The organism is Escherichia sp. E10V10 (genome assembly GCF_004211985.1).
Classification (GTDB): domain Bacteria; phylum Pseudomonadota; class Gammaproteobacteria; order Enterobacterales; family Enterobacteriaceae; genus Escherichia.
The window spans coordinates 152,838-171,961 of the sequence record NZ_RHJO01000015.1 but is presented as its reverse complement, the minus strand read 5'-3'; the positions used below and the strand labels follow the sequence as shown (position 1 = coordinate 171,961).

Annotated in this window: 22 protein-coding genes; all 22 read right to left on the bottom strand. The window is 56.6% G+C overall.

All coding sequences use genetic code 11. The features are described from left to right. Positions 1-5: 5 nt before the first annotated feature. The 22 genes from nikE to D9736_RS16490 all read right to left on the bottom strand — a co-directional run bounded on the left by nikE (position 6) and on the right by D9736_RS16490 (position 19,092). Positions 6-812: a nickel import ATP-binding protein NikE gene (gene nikE / locus D9736_RS16595; protein WP_130221330.1), complete on the bottom strand. Its 807-nt coding sequence runs from the start codon at positions 810-812 to the stop codon at positions 6-8. Beyond that, a complete protein-coding gene (nikD, locus tag D9736_RS16590; RefSeq protein ID WP_130258744.1) occupies positions 809-1,573 on the bottom strand; it encodes a nickel import ATP-binding protein NikD in 765 nt (254 codons plus the stop codon). Before nikD ends, nikE begins: the two co-directional genes overlap by 4 nt. After that, positions 1,573-2,406 carry a nickel ABC transporter permease subunit NikC gene (gene nikC / locus D9736_RS16585; protein WP_001008963.1) on the bottom strand — a complete coding sequence of 278 codons (834 nt, stop codon included), beginning with the start codon at positions 2,404-2,406 and terminating at the stop codon, positions 1,573-1,575. Before nikC ends, nikD begins: the two co-directional genes overlap by 1 nt. Further along, the gene (gene nikB / locus D9736_RS16580; RefSeq protein ID WP_130258743.1) at positions 2,403-3,347 is read right to left on the bottom strand and encodes a nickel ABC transporter permease subunit NikB; all 945 of its coding nucleotides are present in this window, start codon (positions 3,345-3,347) and stop codon (positions 2,403-2,405) included. Before nikB ends, nikC begins: the two co-directional genes overlap by 4 nt. Then, positions 3,347-4,921: a nickel ABC transporter substrate-binding protein gene (gene nikA, locus D9736_RS16575; RefSeq protein WP_130258742.1), complete on the bottom strand. Its 1,575-nt coding sequence runs from the start codon at positions 4,919-4,921 to the stop codon at positions 3,347-3,349. Before nikA ends, nikB begins: the two co-directional genes overlap by 1 nt. Positions 4,922-5,031: 110 nt before the next feature. Continuing rightward, positions 5,032-5,619, bottom strand: a complete 588-nt coding sequence (gene acpT / locus D9736_RS16570; protein ID WP_130217788.1) for a 4'-phosphopantetheinyl transferase AcpT — start codon at positions 5,617-5,619, stop codon at positions 5,032-5,034. A gap of 1 nt (position 5,620) precedes the next feature. Next, positions 5,621-6,850 (bottom strand): beta-ketoacyl-ACP synthase, encoded by a 1,230-nt coding sequence (locus tag D9736_RS16565; RefSeq protein ID WP_000198472.1) that lies wholly within the window; start codon positions 6,848-6,850, stop codon positions 5,621-5,623. After that, positions 6,847-7,578 carry a 3-ketoacyl-ACP reductase FabG2 gene (locus D9736_RS16560; RefSeq protein WP_000091664.1) on the bottom strand — a complete coding sequence of 244 codons (732 nt, stop codon included), beginning with the start codon at positions 7,576-7,578 and terminating at the stop codon, positions 6,847-6,849. Before D9736_RS16560 ends, D9736_RS16565 begins: the two co-directional genes overlap by 4 nt. Next, complete coding sequence (locus D9736_RS16555; RefSeq protein ID WP_000020243.1) at positions 7,578-8,042, bottom strand: 3-hydroxy-fatty acyl-ACP dehydratase; 465 nt, start codon at positions 8,040-8,042, stop codon at positions 7,578-7,580. The genes D9736_RS16560 and D9736_RS16555 overlap by 1 nt, the downstream gene beginning before the upstream one ends. Further along, entirely contained in the window at positions 8,039-9,208 is a 1,170-nt protein-coding gene (locus tag D9736_RS16550) for a beta-ketoacyl-[acyl-carrier-protein] synthase family protein (RefSeq protein ID WP_130258741.1), read from the bottom strand. The genes D9736_RS16555 and D9736_RS16550 overlap by 4 nt, the downstream gene beginning before the upstream one ends. Position 9,209: 1 nt before the next feature. Further along, a complete protein-coding gene (locus tag D9736_RS16545) occupies positions 9,210-9,794 on the bottom strand; it encodes a DUF3261 domain-containing protein (RefSeq protein WP_130258740.1) in 585 nt (194 codons plus the stop codon). Beyond that, complete coding sequence (locus D9736_RS16540; protein ID WP_130258739.1) at positions 9,791-12,109, bottom strand: MMPL family transporter; 2,319 nt, start codon at positions 12,107-12,109, stop codon at positions 9,791-9,793. The genes D9736_RS16545 and D9736_RS16540 overlap by 4 nt, the downstream gene beginning before the upstream one ends. Then, on the bottom strand, positions 12,078-12,683 hold the full coding sequence (locus D9736_RS16535) for an outer membrane lipoprotein carrier protein LolA (RefSeq protein WP_000670564.1): 606 nt from the start codon (positions 12,681-12,683) through the stop codon (positions 12,078-12,080). The genes D9736_RS16540 and D9736_RS16535 overlap by 32 nt, the downstream gene beginning before the upstream one ends. Continuing rightward, complete coding sequence (locus D9736_RS16530) at positions 12,680-13,102, bottom strand: thioesterase family protein (protein ID WP_130217778.1); 423 nt, start codon at positions 13,100-13,102, stop codon at positions 12,680-12,682. The genes D9736_RS16535 and D9736_RS16530 overlap by 4 nt, the downstream gene beginning before the upstream one ends. A gap of 3 nt (positions 13,103-13,105) precedes the next feature. Beyond that, a complete protein-coding gene (locus tag D9736_RS16525; protein WP_130258738.1) occupies positions 13,106-14,782 on the bottom strand; it encodes a glycosyltransferase in 1,677 nt (558 codons plus the stop codon). After that, positions 14,773-15,126, bottom strand: coding sequence for a beta-hydroxyacyl-ACP dehydratase (locus D9736_RS16520; RefSeq protein WP_130258737.1), 354 nt, complete (start codon positions 15,124-15,126; stop codon positions 14,773-14,775). The genes D9736_RS16525 and D9736_RS16520 overlap by 10 nt, the downstream gene beginning before the upstream one ends. Further along, positions 15,113-16,474 (bottom strand): acyl-CoA synthetase, encoded by a 1,362-nt coding sequence (locus D9736_RS16515; protein WP_130258736.1) that lies wholly within the window; start codon positions 16,472-16,474, stop codon positions 15,113-15,115. The genes D9736_RS16520 and D9736_RS16515 overlap by 14 nt, the downstream gene beginning before the upstream one ends. Continuing rightward, complete coding sequence (locus D9736_RS16510) at positions 16,471-17,052, bottom strand: hypothetical protein (protein ID WP_130258735.1); 582 nt, start codon at positions 17,050-17,052, stop codon at positions 16,471-16,473. The genes D9736_RS16515 and D9736_RS16510 overlap by 4 nt, the downstream gene beginning before the upstream one ends. A 4-nt stretch (positions 17,053-17,056) precedes the next feature. Then, positions 17,057-17,308: an acyl carrier protein gene (locus tag D9736_RS16505; protein ID WP_000139646.1), complete on the bottom strand. Its 252-nt coding sequence runs from the start codon at positions 17,306-17,308 to the stop codon at positions 17,057-17,059. A gap of 11 nt (positions 17,309-17,319) precedes the next feature. Further along, positions 17,320-17,577, bottom strand: a complete 258-nt coding sequence (locus D9736_RS16500; RefSeq protein WP_001148686.1) for a phosphopantetheine-binding protein — start codon at positions 17,575-17,577, stop codon at positions 17,320-17,322. Next, complete coding sequence (locus tag D9736_RS16495) at positions 17,552-18,373, bottom strand: lysophospholipid acyltransferase family protein (RefSeq protein WP_130258734.1); 822 nt, start codon at positions 18,371-18,373, stop codon at positions 17,552-17,554. The genes D9736_RS16500 and D9736_RS16495 overlap by 26 nt, the downstream gene beginning before the upstream one ends. Continuing rightward, positions 18,370-19,092: a beta-ketoacyl synthase chain length factor gene (locus D9736_RS16490; RefSeq protein ID WP_130258733.1), complete on the bottom strand. Its 723-nt coding sequence runs from the start codon at positions 19,090-19,092 to the stop codon at positions 18,370-18,372. Before D9736_RS16490 ends, D9736_RS16495 begins: the two co-directional genes overlap by 4 nt. Between the last annotated feature and the right edge of the window lie 32 nt (positions 19,093-19,124).

Here is a 19,124-nt window from a genome sequence, read left to right as displayed (position 1 = left end):
TTGCGTTAAACCTTTTCTGTGGCGCGACGGCGCACGGGGAATGCGGGTAATACCGCGTTTTGTAGCACACGTCCGGCGTCAGAGGAAAAGGTTAATTTATCTCCCACCACCTGGGTTTCGACGATTTGTCCGTTGTCCATCACCATCACTCGCTGGCAAAAGCGTTCTACAAGACGTAAGTCGTGGGTGATGAACAGGCAGGCGGTGCCAAACTGTTGTTGCAGCTTTTTCAGCAGGCGAATGACGCCCGCCTGTAACACGAGGTCAAGGTTAGAAACCGCTTCATCCAGAATCAGCAGTTTCGGTTCGACCGCCAGCGCGCGTGCCAGGCAGACGCGCTGGAGTTGGCCGCCGCTTAACTGCGGTGGGCGTTTGTCGAGCACGCTGTCGTCAAGATCTACCGCCTTCAGCATTTCGCTGGCGCGCGCCAGTTGTTCGGATTTTTTCAGCGATAGCAGATGGCGCATCGGTTCACGCAGGATCTCGCGCACGGTTTTGCGCGGATTCACGGCGCTGATGGAGTCCTGAAACACCATTTGAATATCGCGGCGGAACGCTTTACGTTGCGCGCGATTAAGTTTCGCCAGCGGTTCGCCGCGCCATTTAATTTTCCCCTGCGCGGGCGACTCTAAGCCTACCAGTAGCCGCGCGAGAGTGCTTTTTCCGCAGCCGCTGCGCCCCAGCAGGGCGACGGTTTCGCCGCTTTTCAGGGTCAGGGAAACGTTATTAAGCACCGCCTGATGCTGGTGCTTACCGCTGAAACCACCGTGTGCGTAGTGATGGGAAAGGTCGCAGACGTTAAGTAAAGTCATGATGCCAGCTCCATACCATAGAGGGCGAGATGCGCGGAAACCAGGCTGCGCGTCACCGCATGTTTGGGGGCGTTAAACAGCGTTTCTACATCGCCCTGTTCAACAATCTTACCGTGAGACATTACCGCCACGTCATCCGCCAGACGCGCTACCACGCCCATATCATGGGTAACCAGCAGCATTCCCGGTGCTTGTTTTTGCATAATGCTTTCCAGTAGATCGAGGATGCGTGCTTGTGCTACTACGTCGAGGTCGGTGGTTGGTTCATCGGCGATGATAAACGGTGATTCGCACAGCACCGCCATCGCAATCATCATGCGCTGCAACATGCCGCCGCTCATCTCGAACGGGTAGAGCTTCAGCACGCGCGCGGCGTTTTCCAGCCCCACCGCTTCTATGGCAGCGGTAAGCGTAGCGTCATCGGCGGGTTTCCCCAGCGCCAGGCAGGTTTCCCGCGCGTGGGTCTGCATGGTGTGAAGCGGATTAAAGGCACTGCGCGGGTTCTGCATGATGGTGGCAATTTTGATGCCGCGCAGGGCGCAGGGAGAAACCGGTTTTCCATCGGCCAAAATTTCCCCCGCCGTCTGGCGAACGCCAGCAGGCAGAATGCCCAGCGTCGCGGCGCAGGTCAGCGACTTCCCGCTGCCACTACCGCCGACTAACGCCAGCACACGCCCACGTTGCAGGGTTAACGATACGCCGTGCACCAGCGGCTGCGCGGCCTGTAGCGTGATATTACGGAGTTCAATCTGTTGCGGCATTAGTGTGCGTGCTCCGTCACCAGATGAGGATCCAGATGATCGCGCAGTGCGTCACCCACCAGGTTAAAGGCCATCACGCTGATAAACAGCGCAAGCCCCGGCCAGAACATTTGCAGCGGCTGGGTCCAGATATACTGGCGCGCGTCGTTAATCATCACGCCCCATTCGGCGGTCGGCGCGGTCACGCCGAGGCCGAGGAAGGACATCCCCGCGACGTGCAGCATCATATGGCCGATATCCAGCGTTGCCAGCACCAGCAGCGAGGGGATCACCGCACCTGCCAGATGATCAACAAACACCCGCACATGGCCCGCGCCGGAAAGACGTGATGCCAGCACAAACTCGCGCTGGCGCAGTGAAATCACCAGGCTTCGCACCATGCGTGCATACCACGCCCAGTGCGACAGGGCGATGGCGATAATTACGTTGGTCAGCCCGGTGCCGAGCACGCCGACCATAAAGAACGACAGAATCGAGGTCGGGAAGGTCATAAACATATCGGCGACGCGCATGGTGGCCTGATCAACGCGCCCGCCAATCAGTCCGGCGCTGCCGCCAATAACCAGCCCTAATGTCAGCACCAGCAGCAGGCAAGCCATTACCGAACCGAGCGACACGCGGGTCGCTGCCATCAGCCGCGAGAAAATATCGCGCCCTAAGTGATCGGTGCCCAGCCAGTGCTGCGCATCCGGCGAAAGCAGGCGCGACGGCAAATCAATCGCCTGGGGGTCATACGGCAGCCACCACTGGCTGGTGAGCGCAATCAGCGCCAGCAGGGCGATAATGATCAGCGCCAGGCGTACCGACCAGCGGGAAGAGAGGAAAAAGTTCACGCGTGCGCTCCTTCATGACGACGAATGCGCGGGTCCAGCGCGGCGTTGAGCAAATCGACAATCAAATTGCAGACCACAAAAACCACCACCATCATCAGCGTAAAGCACTGAATGACCGGATAGTCACGGTTAAAAATCGCCGACACCGCATAGCGCCCGACGCCCGGCCAGGCAAAGATGTTTTCGATAATCATCGTCCCGCCAATCAGTTCGCCGATGTGCATCCCCACGGCGGTGATCATCGGCAGCGAGGCATTGCGCAGAATATGGCGGCGTTCGGTCTGTTTGTCGTTCAAACCGCGCAACCGCGCCCAGGTGACGTGACGCTGACCGGCGACGTCCAGCATACTGGCGCGCAGCAAACGCGCGTTAATCGCCAGCGACATAAAGGCAATGGAAACCGCAGGCAAAATGATGTGCTGCCAGCCGCCGTAACCCATCGCGGGTAGCCATTGCAGATACACCGAAAACGCCATCACCAGTAAAAACGCCAGCCAGAAGTTGGGCATCGACACACCGAGAAACGCGATGAAACGTACGGCGAAATCCGGCAGACGATCGCGATGACGCGCCGCCCAGATACCGAGCGGTACGGAAGTGAGCAGAATTAACACCAGCGCCGCGCCCGCCAGTTCCAGCGTGGCGGGCAGGAAGTTCAGCATATCGTCCAGTACCGGGCGCTGCGTGGCAAACGAGATACCAAAGTCAAGATGCAGCGCCTTCCATAGCCAGGTGCCGTACTGCACGTACAGCGGCTGATCCAGCCCGAGCATGGTGCGGGTAGAGGCCAACATATCTGGCGTCGGCGGCAGATTAGACAGACGCAAATAATCAAGCGCCGGGTCGCCGGTGCCGAGGCGCAACATCAGAAAAATGATCACCGAGGCGGAAAGCACCATCGGGATCAACAGCAGAAAGCGGCGTAATACGTAACGCAACATTAAGGTTTCACCGGTTTAATCTGTTCAAACGGAATTTCGGTGGCGATCGGCGCGTAGGGGATGTTACCCAGCTCCGGTTTTGATACCACCATCATTGAGATGTAACTGATAGGCAGATAAACCGCCTCGTCATGCAGACGGGTCAGAATGTCGCGATACAGCGCCTGACGTTGCGTTTCGTCATGGGTCGCCAGCACTTCGCCGATCTCTTTATCAATCAGCGGCTTGTCGGCTAATCCTTGCTGTGCCTGGAAGTCAGCGTGCGACGGTACGCGCATTGAACTCAGGAAGGCGTGTGGATCGTATGGCGCGCCCCAGGTGCGGTGGAAAATCATGCCAAAACGACCGTCGCGCTGACGAGCATAGATACTGCTCTCTTCTTCGCCAATCAGCGAGACATCTGCGCCAATCTGGCGCATATCAGCCTGAATGATTTCCGCCATCGATTTACTTAACGCATCGGTGCCGATGAACGAAAGTTCAATGCGCAGCGGCTGACCATTTTTCTCGCGGATGTCTTTGCCCGCAGGCAGCGTCCAACCGGCTTTTTCCAGCAACTCTTTCGCTTTCTGCGGATCGTACTGGCGTGGTTTCAGGCCGAGATTAGCGTAAGGCACAGAAGGGGCAAACAGGGTGTCGGCAACCTGCTGGGTGCCATACAACGCGTTATCAATCAGCGATTTTTTGTTTACCGCGTAATTAAGAGCTTCACGTACTGCCAGCTCGTTGGTAGGGGCTTTGGCAGTATTGAGCGCCAGCATCACGGTTTCGATCGGCTGTGACAGTTGGGTGTGGTAAGCCGGATTCTGGCTAAAGCGGGCGAAGGTATCGAGCGGTAATAACCCTTCGTTTCCGTACAGCAGGTCGATATCGCCAGTTTCAAACGCTACCGCGCGGGTAGTAGGGTCCGGGATGACGTTAAAAGTGATCTTTTTAATCGCTGGCTTTTCGCCCCAGTAGTTTTCGTTACGGACGAAGACATCGTACTGATTCAGTTTCGATTCCTGCAAAATCCACGGTCCGGTGCCAATCGGCGCTTTAATTCCGTTCATGGTTTCATGGTTTTTAAACTGCGAGGGGGCGATAAAACGGAAAGGACGGGGCAGGGCCAGTTCTTGCAGGAAAGGATAGTAGGCGCTTTTCAGGGTGATTTGCAGCTCGTTTTTACTGAGTGCTTTGACATCAACAATCTGGTTTGCCAGCTCCAGCCAGGCGTGACGTTGACGGTTATCGAGCACTGTGCGGAAGTTTTCTGCCGCTGCCTCGGCATCGAACGGTTCACCGTTGGAGAATTTCACGTCATCACGCAGGGTGAAGGTCCAGGTTTTACCATCTTCTGAATGAGTCCAGCTTTTTGCCAGCCACGGGATCACCGAACCATCAGCCTGATATTTTACCAGCGGTTCATAAACCATGCTCTGGGCGAACATCTGGTTAGGCGTGTAAAGGTGCGGGTTTAGTGGCCCGACGTTCACCGGCCAGGCGGTGGTGATTTCATCTGGCGCGGCGGCATGGACGATAAAAGACGCACAAGCCAGCAGCGCAAATAAAGTGCGGCGGAGTGTGGAGAGCATGGTAACCCCAATGGATTAAAATAGATGGCGGAAATAAGTATGACGATTTTAAGTATTCGTCATACTGATTACCTGTTCTGGATCAAGAGATGGACAGTCGGGTGGGCGGATCAGTTAACTGAATCGATCCATTGCACACTGTCGGCAGTGAGCGTAAAGGGGGTAGGGGTGCAGATTGCCAGGCTTAAATTGTCGAGCTGGCAATGGCTGACTGACAGCGAGGACTGATAGGTGCTGTCTACGCTGACGATTTGCCAGGCGCTGCCGCCACGCTGTTTAACGATGGCTTCTTTGCGCGTCCAGATGCGCCAGAACATTTCCAGTTGCTGATCAGGATGCACGGCGTCCATTTCAGCGTGTTCCCCGAGGCTGAACACCGCGTTCGCCAGCCAGCGCCAGTTGGCGCGCGGGCGAATCACTTCGATATCGCAGCCGACTTCGCCTTCATCACTCAACAGCAGGGCGATATCGTCACCGCTATGGCTTAAGTTGAACCATAGCGGCGTTTCCGGCGCGAATGCAGGTTTGCCTTGTTCGCCATAGATGATCTCCGGTAGCGGGGAAAGCGTGTGCGAAAGCAATGCACGCCCCGCTAGCCAACGTTCGCGTCGTGGACCTTGCGGTGCTTGCTCGCGTAAACCCGGTGGCAGTGGAGCTGCGCTTAAGGTCGAAACTTTCCCCAGAACTATCCGATACATATCAGGGCCAACGTTTAATGATGATGGATGTATTAATGCCGCCAAAGGCAAAGTTGTTACTCTGCAAAAACTCACAATCAACCTTGCGGGCTTCATGCATGATGTAATCCAGCGCGCCACAGTTCGGGTCTGGTTTATTCAGGTTTAGCGTAGGCGCAAACCAACCTTCGCGCATCATTTGCAGACTCATCCAGGCTTCGAGCGCGCCACAGGCACCAAGCGTATGACCAAAATAACTTTTCAGCGAGGAGAGCGGCACATTATCACCGTAAATGGTTGCTGTCGCCAGACTTTCTGCCATATCACCACGATCGGTCGCCGTGCCATGCGCCGAAATATAGCCGATATCTTGTGCGCTTAACCCGGCGATTTTCAGCGATTGCTCCATACAATACTGCATGGTTTCGCGCTGCGGCTGGGTAATATGTGCCGCGTCGCAGTTAGTCGCAAAGCCGACGATTTCACCGTAAATGGTCGCGCCGCGCGCTTTGGCGTGCTCCAGTTCTTCGAGAATGAGCGTACCTGCGCCTTCACCAATCACCAGCCCGTCGCGGTTTTCATCGAACGGTGAAGGTGTGGTTTTCGGCGCATCATTGTGCTGGCTGGTGGCGAAAAGCGTATCAAATACCGCTGCTTCTGAAGGACATAACTCTTCGGCACCACCAGCAACCATCACCGTTTGATAACCGTGGCGAATGGCTTCCCACGCATAACCGATCGCCTGGCTGCCGGAGGTACAGGCGCTGGAGGTTGGGATCACCCGCCCGCGCAGGCCGAAAAAGAGGCCAGTATTAACGGCGGTGGTGTGCGGCATCATCTGCACATAGGTGGTGCCAGTGATGTTATTGGTGTGCTTTTCAGTCAGCATGGTGGCGAACTCGCTTACCGGGCCGGTACTGCCGGTCGATGAACCGTACGCAATGCCCGTTTCGCCGCTGGTTAATATCGGATCGCCAATCAACCCTGCCTGCTCTAACGCCAGCTCGCTGGCACGGGTCGACATTTGCGACACGCGGCCCATCGCACGGATACGCTTGCGGGTGTAGTGCTCCGGTAGCGTGAAATCATCAACAGGCGCGCCAAGCAGGGTGTGCAGACCATCGTAGACCTGCCACTCCGGCATTTTGCGCACCGCATTTTCATACGCCAGTAAGCGTGCAGAAACGTCCTGCCAGTTTTCACCAAAGGCAGTCACGCCGCCCATTCCTGTAATCACTACGCGACGTGTCATAACATCCCTCCGTTGATGGAAATAACCTGGCGGGTGACGTAACCCGCAATATCAGACATTAAATAACTGGCAAGCCCGGCAACTTCTTCCGCCTGGCCCATACGTTTCATGGGGATCATCGACATTGCCTCTTTCAGGGCGCTCTCTTCCATTTCGATCATCCCGGTATCAATAAGCCCCGGCGCGATGCAGTTGACGGTGATTTTGCGTTTCGCGAGTTCGATAGCCAGTGCTTTTGTTGCGCCGATAATTCCGGCTTTGGCAGCGCTGTAATTCACCTGGCCGCGATTGCCCATTACGCCGGAAACCGAGGATAGCGTGATGATGCGCCCACCCTGGCGTGCGCCGATCATCGGCATAATGCACGGCTGAATGACGTTGTAGAAACTGTCGAGGTTGGTGTGGATCACCGCATCCCAGTCGTCATCGCTTAAAGCCGGAAAAGCGGCATCGCGGGCGATCCCGGCGTTACTAACCACGCCGTACCAGGCACCGTGTTGCGCGATCTCGTGCTCCAGCACTTCCCGACACTGTTCGCGGTTTGCGACGTCGAAACTGAGCAAACGCCCGTTACCCCCGTTGGCGACAATGGCATTCAGCGTTTCCTGAGCGCCTGTGGCGTCACGGTGATAGTGAACGCCAATGTTAAAACCGTCTGCCGCCAGTTGGCAGGCGATGGCTCGACCAATGCCTTTGCTGGCACCGGTAACCAGAACTGAACGACTCATCAGGACGCTCCTTGTTGAAACAGGGTGGTAAGTTCTTCCGCGGTCGGCTGGAAGGTGTTAATGCGGCCCGTCGCCTCGCCGTCGTTGATGCTGCACTCAAAACTGCCGAAGCGATCGTCTTGCATCAGCAGTTTGACGGTAATGGTCAGCGTCTGGCCTGCGGGCAGAATGCCAGCGGCGCAAAGCAATTCACGTGCGCCCAGTACCATCCCTAACTCAATACTGTTTTTGCCCTGCTGGTGGCGATGCCAGCCAGACCAGACGCCGACGGTTTGCGCCATCAATTCAAGGGCAAACCAGCCAGGGAGATTGCCGTCCGGGTCGAGAAACGGTGCTAGTACGCCACTGGGCGAGACCGTCACGCGGCACACCGCGCTGTCATCGCTGACGCTCACTACGTCTTCCAGCAGCAACATGGGCGCGTCGTGGGGCAGATAAGCGCCGGGTGATAAATAGTGGCTCACGAAACCCTCCCGAGCAGAATGCTGGCGTTATTGCCGCCAAAGGCGAAGGAATTGGACAGGATCACCGGACGTGCCAGCGGCTGCGGTTTTTCGATAATGCCGCACGGTGGCAGCGTGGGATCGCGTGGCGACAGGCTGAAGTCCTGAGCGGGCAGCGGTAAATCACGCTGTAAGATCAACATGCTGATTGCCGCCTCGGTAATGCCCGCCGCGCCCAGCGTGTGTCCGGTCAAATGTTTGGTGGAGCTGCACGGTACGCGTTCGCCAAACAGGGCGTTAACCACCATTGATTCAATCTGATCGTTGAGTTGTGTGGCGGTGCCGTGCAGGTTGATATAGCCGACGTCATCTGGCGTAAGCTGCGCATCGGTCAGCGCCTGATTAATAGCGCGGATCGCCCCTTCGCCCTGCGGATGCGGGGCCGAAATATGGTAAGCGTCGCTTGATTCACCAACGCCCAGCAACGCGATGGGCTGCGGTTCGCGGGTCAGCAGCATTAGCCCCGCCCCTTCGCCAATGGTGATACCTGCGCGGTCACGACCAAACGGCTGACATAAGGTTGGCGACAGTGATTCGAGGCTGTGAAAACCGTTAATCGGCATTCGGCTCAGGGTGTCTGCGCCACCCACAATGGCGGCATCGACCAGCCCCGCCTCGATAAGCCTGCGCCCGCTGATCATCGCTCTGGCGCTGGAAGAGCAAGCGGTTGAAAGGGTATAGGCCGGGCCGTCGAGCGCCAGCCAGTGGCTGAGAAAGCGCGACGGATCGCCGAGTTCTTGTTGCGCGTAGTGCCATGTGGTGCTCGGCTGTCCGTTGGTGCGCAGGTTAACGTGCGTGTCGCCCTCATGCAGGCCGGAGGTGCTGGTGCCAAGTACAATCGCGATGCGCTCGCGACCATATTTCGCGATAGCGTCATCAACCTGCGGCTGGATCTGCGCCAGCGCCGCCAGCAGGATCTGATTGTTGCGCGAGCGGTGCGCAGCGAATTTTTCGGGGATAAGCGGAAGCTCGCCATCCACGCCAGCCAGGACCGCCTGCGGATGCCCCTGCAACCAGCCTGCGCGCGGGCGCATTCCGGGAGCAACACCGCGAGTCAGGTTGGCTGCGATTTCGTCAAGGTTATTTCCCAGGGCGTTGATCATGCCGACGGCGGAAACATAAATCATATCAGTCACCTAAGTATTGAATGGTGATGTGGTATTTAAAGACATGCTGCTCAATGCTGATTGGCTCGCGTTTGCCCTTGCGATTCAGATAGGTGATTTCCGTGACCAGTTTGCCGCTGGCGTTACGTAGCTCGCGTTTGTCACCGTTGTCGCGAAGTGTCCAGCCTGCGGGGAGTTGCGGTTGCCAGGCGCTAATCGGCCAGTGGCTGAGCATTACGTCAGCCAGTACCTGACTTGCGGGCGGTAACTGTGGGACGACGATGGATTGCTCGGCGCGTAGCCCTTGCGCATCGTAGGTTACCAGAAACAGGCGAATGCCGACCGATGATAGTCCGGCAAGGGTGATTTTCTGGTCGTCGGCGTTAAGCATCACTAGCAGCGACTGGGTTTTGCCGTTGAAGCTGCCGGTCAACAGTTGCTGGGAATTGACGGCGGGTGAAATCCCCGGCGCAGGCAGCGTGATGCGCGTGCCAGGTTGCAGCCATGCCTGCGGGCGGCCTTCCTGTTCCGGTTGCGAGTGGCTACAGCCAGTGAGGATAAGCGTAGCGGTCAGAGCGAACGCTCGCCAGAATGTGGGTTTGATCATTTTTTTGTTCTCTTTTTATCGGGCATAGCCAGCGGCGAAAGCAGGAAGGCGGTGAAAATACCGCTCACCAGCACAATGCCAAAACTGCTGATGGCCTGAGTGGCGCTGAATACCAACATTCCCAGCGTCAGCAAGGTGGTGAGCATTGCCAGCGTGATCGCCAGTAGGGAAGTTAACGGTGTACCGCGCGGATTACTGAAAAACAGCGTGTAGTTGATACCGATGCCAAGCACCAGCACCAGCGCCAGCAGCGAAAAGAGATTCACCGCCTGCCCGCTCATCGCCAGCACCGCCAGACCGCAGCTCAGCGAAAGCACCGAAGGCACCAGGCTGATAAGCCCTTTGCGCCAGCCGAGGCGAGCTACCGCGCCGCAGGCAATCACCGCCAGCGCCACCAGCAACAAGCCGGTTAAGACGTAGCGGTAAAGTGCGAACAATTCATCAAAGGTACTTTTGCGATCAACCCAGGCAATGCCGCCAGGGTAATAGCTGGCGATTTCCTGCAACAACTCGCTACTTTTAACCCCTTCAACCGGCACCAGTACACCACTTTCGCCGTTTTCCAGCGTCAGCCACAGCAGACGCCAGCCTTCACTGGCGGGGCTTGCCAGCCATTCATCAACGTTCACCGGCATGGCGTTGAGATCCGGATTCACTGCCGTCAGCCCGGCATTTTGTAGTGCTTTTGTTACCGTCGGGGCAGCCGTTTTCAGCAGGTGTAAATCTTCCTCCTGCCGCGCCAGGGAGTTCAGCGGAATGGTGCGGTAGTTGCTGATAAGGCCGTCTTTTTTCGCCTTCTCCAGCGAGGTGGTAAATTTCTCCAGCCGTCTTAATGTTTGCTGTGGGGAGTCGCCGTAAACCACAAACCATTTTTGATCGACGCTTTGTCCGGTCAGGGCGGTAATGGCTTTCTCCTGGGCCAGAATATGCTGCGGCAGCGCCTGTAACTGCGAGATATCGTCATCGACGCGCAGCATTGACATCCCCGCCAGCGAAAACAGCGCCAGCGCGACGGGCAGGCCCAGCGACAGTTTTTTATTACGCCGCCATGCCGCCAGCCAGCGCAGCATCAGCGCCATCGCCGGAACCGGGCGCACCGGCAGGCCACGGCACAGCCACGGATGCCAGAACAGGACGGTCAGACAGGAGGCGCTCAACCCGACGGCGGCAAAAATCGCCATCTGGCGAATACCAGGGAAAGGGGCGAGCATCATAATCAGATATGCTGCTACGGTGGTGAGCAGCGCCAGCAGCAGGGCATTACGCACTTTCACCAGGCTTTGCCACGGCGAAACATCGTTGCCGTGCACCATCCGCTCGGTAAGGTAATAGAGCGTGTAGTCAGCGGAAATGCCGATAACGCTCATGCTCATCACCAGCGTCATCAGGTGTAATTCACCGAAAATCAACAATGTGGCGACCGTTCCCGCCAGCGCGCCGATGCCGATGGAAATCACGCAGAGCAGCAACGGACGTAAAGAGCGGAACACCGCCACAATCAGCAATATCACCCCCAGCAGCGTTGCCACGCCCAGGGTGGAGATGTCCTGCTTCGCCTGTTGGCTGGCGTAATCGCTGTAAAACACCGTGCCGCGCGAGAGCAACTGCGCCTGCGGGTAACGCGTTTTTAGATCTTTTTCCAGCGTATTCAGGGTCGTGATCAGCTGGTGGGTTTGCTGCATATCAAACGACGATCCCGCCAGTTCGCCGTGCAGCAGATACCAGTAGTTGCCCTGGGGATCCTGCGTCACCAGCCAGCCGTCCATCAGCCGCAAACGCTGGCCGTTTTTCGCCATCGCCAGCTGCGAGCCGCGCATTAACATCAGCGGATCGTTTTGCAACTCTTTGCCGCTTACCCCGGAGAACGCGGAATAAAGCTGGGAGAGGATCCACTGCGCCTGCGCTTCGCCGCCGTTTTGCAGGCGGGCGCGAGTGTCGGGGTCAATCAGGCCGTTGCGGTGCTGCCAGAAAAACGCTCCCCACGCTTGCTGGCTGGCGGCATCCATTGGCCCTTTAACGTCGCCGAGCGCAGCGGATTTTTGCAGCAGCGTCAGCCATTCCTGAGCGACTCTGGGATTAGCCTCTTTACCGGGGCTGACCAGCCACACCAGTTGGCGGTCCAGACGCTGCATAAAGCCGTCATTCAGCGCTGGAGGAATATCGCCCATCGCCTGTTTGGGTAACATAGCCAGCACGCTACTGTTCAGTCGTGATTGCGGCAGCAGGATCAGTAACGCCGCCGCCATGACCAGGCAGACTAGCCCCCATAACAGCGCGGGGCGGTTACTGGGCGGCAAAACGTTGGCGTTCGTCATCGGTCAGTTGCGCTGGCGTCAGTTGATGTTGGGTAAGAGCGATATCGGTGCGATCGCCCTGTTTATCATTAAGCTGAATGCTCTCCAGATAGGTTTGCCCGGCGAGATCGATGGTGTTGAAAATTTTATCCAGCGGCGTGGTGGTTGGGGTCAGGCGCAGCGTCCAGCGGCCTTCGCCTTTGTCGGCAAATTCGACGCGGAAGTTTTGTTCCAGCACTTTGCGATCGGCCTGGAACAGCGCGCGCAGCAGGTGGTTAAACTGGAACATCTGCGGGTTATTTTCTGCCGTGATGATTTGCGGCGGCTGACCGTTGATCACCTGCACCATGCGTTTATCGTCCAGCAATAGCTGCATGGGGAAGGGTGAGGTTTGATCCCACAATAGCCCCTGGTCGCGGGCGATCAACATCTGGCCCTGAGATCGCAGCGGCTGCGGCAGATCTTTAATCGTCCGGGTTTGATCGAAATGGGCGCGGATCACCGGTTGTTCGGTAAAGCGTTGCTGAAGATCGTCCAGGGTCAGGGCGCTCACAAACGGGCTAATCAGCAGCGCCAGCAGCGGTAAAAATTTCATGGTTTGACTCCCATGCGTTCAAACAGAATATCGGGGCTGACAAAGCACAGTTCGCGGCTTTGCTCGTCGACCGCGACCTGAATGGTGTATCCGGTGGTGGCGCGTTTGCCCGTTTCGGCATCGAAAATCTGATAGCTAATCCGCAGACGGTTTTCGAACTCTTCGATATGCGCACGCACGCGGATGCGCTGCTCAAAGGTGAGGGCGTGGCGATATTTCACCCGCGCATCGACCACTGGCCACAAATAACCTGACTCTTTCATCTGCCGATAGCCGTAATTGAACTGGTTGAGCAGCGCCTCGCGGGCCACTTCAAAGTAGCGAAAATAGTTACCGTGCCAGGCCACGCCCATCATATCGACGTCGTGAAAGGGAATGGTCAGCTCGACTTCAGCGGTAAATCGGGGATCGTTAAGCACCCTTTACTCCTTGTCCTGAATTTCCGGCAGTTGCCAGAAATCGAAAAAATTAAACCAGTCGAGGGGCGACTGGAGCGCGTAATGTTCCAGACGCGCGGCGTAGTGGTCGATAGCGTTTTGCAGCGCCTGTTGGCGTTCGCCACGCGGCAACAGCAGCGGGTCGGCAAAGGTTTCGCAGTGAATATGCAGCTTGCCGTGCTGGCGCAGGGCGAAAATCAGATTCACCGGGCAGCGCAAAATGGACGCGAGAATAAACGGCCCCTGTGGGAAAGGTGCAGGCTGACCCATAAACGGACTCCAGCAGACGCGCCAGTCGCCGCCGCGTTGCGGGTTGACGGCGATGCGGTCACCGACAATCGCCACCCATTCGCCGTTATCCAGCTTCTCTTTCAGCAGAATGGCGGTTTCCGGGCCAATATCCGTCACCGGGAGCAGGTTGATGCCAGCCTGCGGGGCCATCTCCTGCATTATCTGTTTAAAGCGTTGGGCGTTTTCGCTAAACACCAGCGCGTTAATGGTTTTGTAGCCCTGAATTTTTGCCAGCGCCCGGCACACTTCCACATCGCCAAGATGCGAGGCCAGCAGCAATTTGCCGCGCGGATCGCTGACGTTAAGTGCCGCTTCTGCGCCTGGCGCAAACAGCACATCGCGCCCCAGTTGTAGCTCGCCGCGCCAGCTGGCGATTTTGTCGAGCATGGCGTTGCCGAAACGTAGAAAGTGCTGATAGCTGTTGAGTTTTGCTGCCTGTGGTTGATGCTGGCGCACACGGGCGAGCCAGTCTTGTGATGCTTTGCGCGCCCGGTTGGCAGTGAGCCAGTAGACGCCCACCACCGGGTAAAGCAGCGCGGTAAACGCTGTTCTTCCCAGCAGACGCCAGACCAGCAGCATCAGGCGCATTCCCCATAATCCTTTCACTTCACTCTGCCGCGCCCAGTGTCTGGAAGAGCGGCGCATCAGCAGCGAAGGGATTCGCGGCAACATGCCGAAAAACAGACGCGTGTGCATGAGCGAGATGCGGACGTTATCTTTCAGGGCATCAAAATGCGAAAGCCCGTCCAGCGGATAGGTGACGCGGGTCGGCACGAAATAACTGGTATTTCCCTGCCAGTAGAGGCGCACCATCACTTCGGTGTCGAAATCCATCCGCTTGCCGATGGTGGCGTGTTTTGCCAGTTGCAGCGTTGGCGCAACCGGATAAACGCGAAAGCCGCACATGCTGTCTTTCAGTTGCAGGGAGAGCGTTTCGATCCATACCCAGACGTGGGTGACCCAGCGCCCGTACAGCCGTGAGCGGGGGATGGATTCATCGTAAATTGGCTGGCCGGAGATCAGCGCCGTAGGGTGCTGTTCGGCAAGTGTTAGCAGTTTGGGGATATCTTCAATCGCGTGCTGACCGTCAGCATCCACCTGTACCGCATGGCTGAACCCTGCGTCTGCCGCCGCCTGTAAGCCACGCATCACCGCCGCGCCTTTACCTGCGTTTTCTGCTAAGCGAATTAAGGTCACGCCAGGCTGTTCGCTAACCAGATTATCCAGTTGCTGTTGCGTGGCGGCATCGCTGCCGTCGTCCACCACAATACAGGGGAGATTAAATGGCTTAAGACGCGCCAGCACGCCCGGCATCATCGCGCCGTGGTTATAGCAGGGGATCAACACGCAGGGAGAAAAGTTTACCGACATAGGCGGATCTTCCCGCTACTGGCGGTGTGGCGGGCGTCACCGTCGTGACGCTGATAGCTATAGCTCAGAATCTGGCGATCTTCCTGCCAGTTAAGCGTGAGCGTGACGCGGTTTTCCGGCAGCAACGGAGACTGGAATTTTATGTTCTGAATGGAGTGAAAACGCCAGCCGGGCGCGAGCAGAGTGAGCGCGTAGCTCATCGCCCAGTCGATTTGTGCAACTCCTGGGAGTAATGGTTGCACGGCAAAATGACCGCGAAACCAGAACAGATCTGCCCTGAGATGCAAAACAATCTCAAGGTGATTCGCTTGTGCCTGATGGCGCTCGATTTCATGGGGCTTCATGAAATAACTCCTGTAATTGCGCATAGACACGCTTGTTCATACTGTTTACTGGCATTTCATCAATAACGCGCCAGTAACGCGGAATGGCAACTGGCTCCAGCGTCGGGCGCAGTAATCGCCGCCAGGTCATTTCCTGGCTATGCCCGCCGCCGTTCTGCCATTGCAGATGAGCTTCGTCATCCAGCACCAGCAAAGCGCCAATGCACTGACGCCCGCCGCGCGTAACGGGAACTGCCGCCACCTCGCGAATACCGTCCAGCGCCAGCAGACGTTGTTCCACTTCCTGCAGAGAAATACGTTTTTCTTCAATCTTAACGATGCGTCCGCGACGCCCCATCAGATGGAACTGACCATCTTCGCTAAACTGCAAGATATCGTCGAGTAACAAGCCGGTATCTTCCGCCATCAGCGGTGAAAAGAGGCGAAAAGCATCACATTCGGCCTGGAACTGCATACCTGGAAAGGGCTGCCAGCGGCGTTGCTCCTGTTCGCGGTAACGCCAGGCGATGACGCCGGTTTCCGTGCTGCCGTAGATTTCATCAGGCCAGACGCGCAGCCAGCTCGCGGTGTGTTGTACGTCCTGCCACGGTAGCTCACCGCCAGCAGAGAGAAGCACCTGAACAGGCGGCGGGGATAGCTGAGCATCCAGACGCTTCAAAAATGCCGGGCTGCTGATGAAGATATAGCGATGCTGATGACTCAACGCGGCAAACTGTTCGACATACCAGAGCATGGCGGCGTGCAGCGGTAATCCCAGCGCCATTGGCAGGAAAACGCGAAAAGTCAGGCCATACAAATGCTGCGGCAATACGGAACCGACCACCCGACAACCCGCCAGACGTGCGCCTAATCGTTCAGCCAGCAGTTGTGCTTCACGGTCCAGCAAATGAACAGGTTTAATCACCCGCTTCGGCTGCCCCGTGGAACCGGAGGTAAACAGCTCGATATAAGCGTCTGGCGCTATAGCGGCAAAGGTGAATGATTGTGTCGCGACTTGTGGGGAACTTGCTACCAATAGCAATGAACCTTGCCAGTTAAGTTCGCTGTCACTAAGTACACCATCGAACAGTTCACGTTGCTCGTTAAGCTGGATAACACGGTTATGCCCCGGAAGCAGCGGCGTTTTTCCGGCGTGTAGCGTGGCGAGCAGGGCAACGATAAACAGATAGCTGTTCTCAAAGCACAGCGCCCAACGTTCACCCGGCTGTTGCTGCAAGCGGCAGATAAGTTGCGCGACATCGTGACGCAAATCGCCCAGCGTCCAGGTGCTTTCGTCCAGCCACGCAATGGGCGTGTCATCAGGGCGTGGCGCAGTCAGCCAGCGTGCAAGCGGTAAGGTCTGCTTCATGAGCGATCTCTTTTCATCACTTGACGGCGCACCAGCCATTCACCTGCCATTAACGTCCCCATCAACAAATAAGCAATCATGCCGTTCCAGGCAGTCCATAACGACATATCGCCATGCAGCGCGGTAAAGAGAGCAATTCCGCCGTTGATGATGAAAAAGCCGCACCAGATTTGCGTGACGTGGCGGGTATAGCGCACGCCATTTTCCGGAAGGTCTGGCTCCTGCAAACGCGCCAACCGCTCAACTATCGGCATTGCCGACCACAGCGAACCGCCAAAAACCGCCAGCATTACCGTATTAACCACTACCGGGTAAAACAGCAGTAGCTGGTGCGTTTTCAACGCAAAGCTGGCGACACACAAGGCGATGCCTACGACAGCGACGATTTGTGTTACGGCTTGTAGCGGCCCCGCCTGGCCACGGGTCTGGCGCAGGCGCAACAAAAGCAGCAGCGCCATCAGCGGCAACAGCCAATGCAGGCCGTTATGTGCCAAACCAAGCCAAATCACAAACGGCCAGGTGAGCAGCAATAATCCGGTCAGCAGCTTAATAATCGGTAGCGAGCGAATGCCCGACATCAGATCAGGCTTCTTGTAGCAGGCGTTCTACGGCCTCTACGACATCCTGGACTGTACGCACTGCTTTAAACTCTTCCGGCTTGATTTTCTTACCGGTTTTCTTTTGCAGGTGCACAATCATGTCAACGGCGTCGATGCTGTCCAGTTCCAGATCTTCGTACAGGCGCGCTTCAGGTTTGATGTCCTGCGGATCGATTTCAAACAGCTTAACCAGCAGGGCTGAGACTTCCTGATAGACGGTTTGTTGTTCTGTCATGATGGCTTTCCTCAGGCACGTTGCGCAGCAATGAAAGAGGCCAGAGTGGCGACGGAGAAAAAGTGCTGACGCATCTCTTCGCTTTCCGCGGAAAGTACAACGCCATACTCATTTTTCACTGCCAGCCCCAGTTCCAGGGCATCGATGGAATCCAGCCCTAAACCGTCGCCGAACAGCGGCGCATCGGTCTCGATATCATCAGGAGTCAACTCGTCCAGATTGAGGGTGCTGATGATGAGATTTTTAATTTCCAGATAAAGCGCTTGCATTATTTATTCCTGAGAGAGGTAAACAACCTTGTTGTAATTGAAGCAAAAGATGCCGGTTAAGCTGCCTTGCTGCCAGCGCCGGTTCTTGTGAAGTTGCATCGTAAAATTCTTGAATTTCTACCCGCCCACGGACTGCAACCGTAAAAAACGGCCGGGCAGGTGGAACGTCGTACCATTTACTTTGTTTATCCAGCAGATGCTCGCTACAGCCGATCGTCACGATGCGCATATCGCTGGCGCAGCGCACGGCAATATTCGCCGCCCCGCGCTGCAACGTCATTTTTTCACCGGGCTTCGTTCGTGTGCCTTCGGGGAAAATCAGGATAGTGTCTCCCTGTGCCAGTCGCTGTTGGCAGCGGGGTAACAGGGTTTCAGCTTCGCTGTTGATTAAATAATCAGCCGCCCGCACAACGCCGCCAAGAAAAGGATTTTTTAACAGCGCGCTTTTCACCAGGCAGTCAGTTTCTGGCATGACTGACGCCAGCAGTACGTAATCAATAAGCGTGGGATGATTAGCTACGACGAGGCAACCGCGTTCCTGACGTAAGATTTCAGCCCCATCAATCCGATAATCCAGCACGCCAAGCCCTTTTGCGACTGTTAAAAACAGACGAAAACTGGCGGCAATGCTGCGGCGCGCCACACGACGGCGGCGGGAAGTATCCCACACCAAAACTAACAATACGTTAAACCACACCACAGAGAGCAGTAGTCCGCCGAGGCCAAACAGGGCAAAACACAACCCGGTCATAACCAGTCGCCATGTCCACTCCAGGCGCGACATCAGCTTACTCATCTGCGGCTCCAGCGCCATTGCACGCGCTCGCCAGGCAGTGAAAATTTATCAACGTTTTGTAAAAAGTGCTGTAAAAACAACATGCTTTGCGGCAGCAATGTTTCATTGCCCGCAATGACTGGCTGTGTTTCACATTGCCAGTCATCGCCAGCTTCAATCACCAGCGCGACGGCGTACGGCCAGGTCGGCATTTCTGCTGGCAGTTGTGGGTGATAGAACTCAGGCAGAAAGCCATCAAAATCGACCATCAACACGCGTTGGTATCCCGCTTGTAACAGGCTAAGCACTTCACATAAACCTTGCTGGAAACTGTCGCGACCAGCCGAAAGCGATGACGAAACGATCGGTTGTTTGGCCGCAATGGTCAGGTTGCCCACGGAAGAGTTGTGTACGGAGAGCGCGAAGTCCGTCGGAGAGAGCGCCTGTTCGGTTGCCAGTGCATGAACAATGCGGTAATTGCGTTCCAGTTCGCCATGACGACTGGTATACAAAACGGCGTCTGGCTGATGGCGGCGTAGCATTGCCAGACCGCACTCCACGGCCAGTTTGCTGCCAGAACTGAGACGGCGGGCGGTCATCATTGGCAGTTCACTTAATTTTGCCAACGGCGCGGCAGGGTCAACCGCCCACGGCTGGCGCGACCATGCTTGCCATTGCTGCGCTTCGCTAAGTCCAGGCGCCAGTGCCTGCCAGTCGGTAATATTTAATGTAAATTTCATCAACGCGCGCCCGCGGTAAACCAAAATTATTA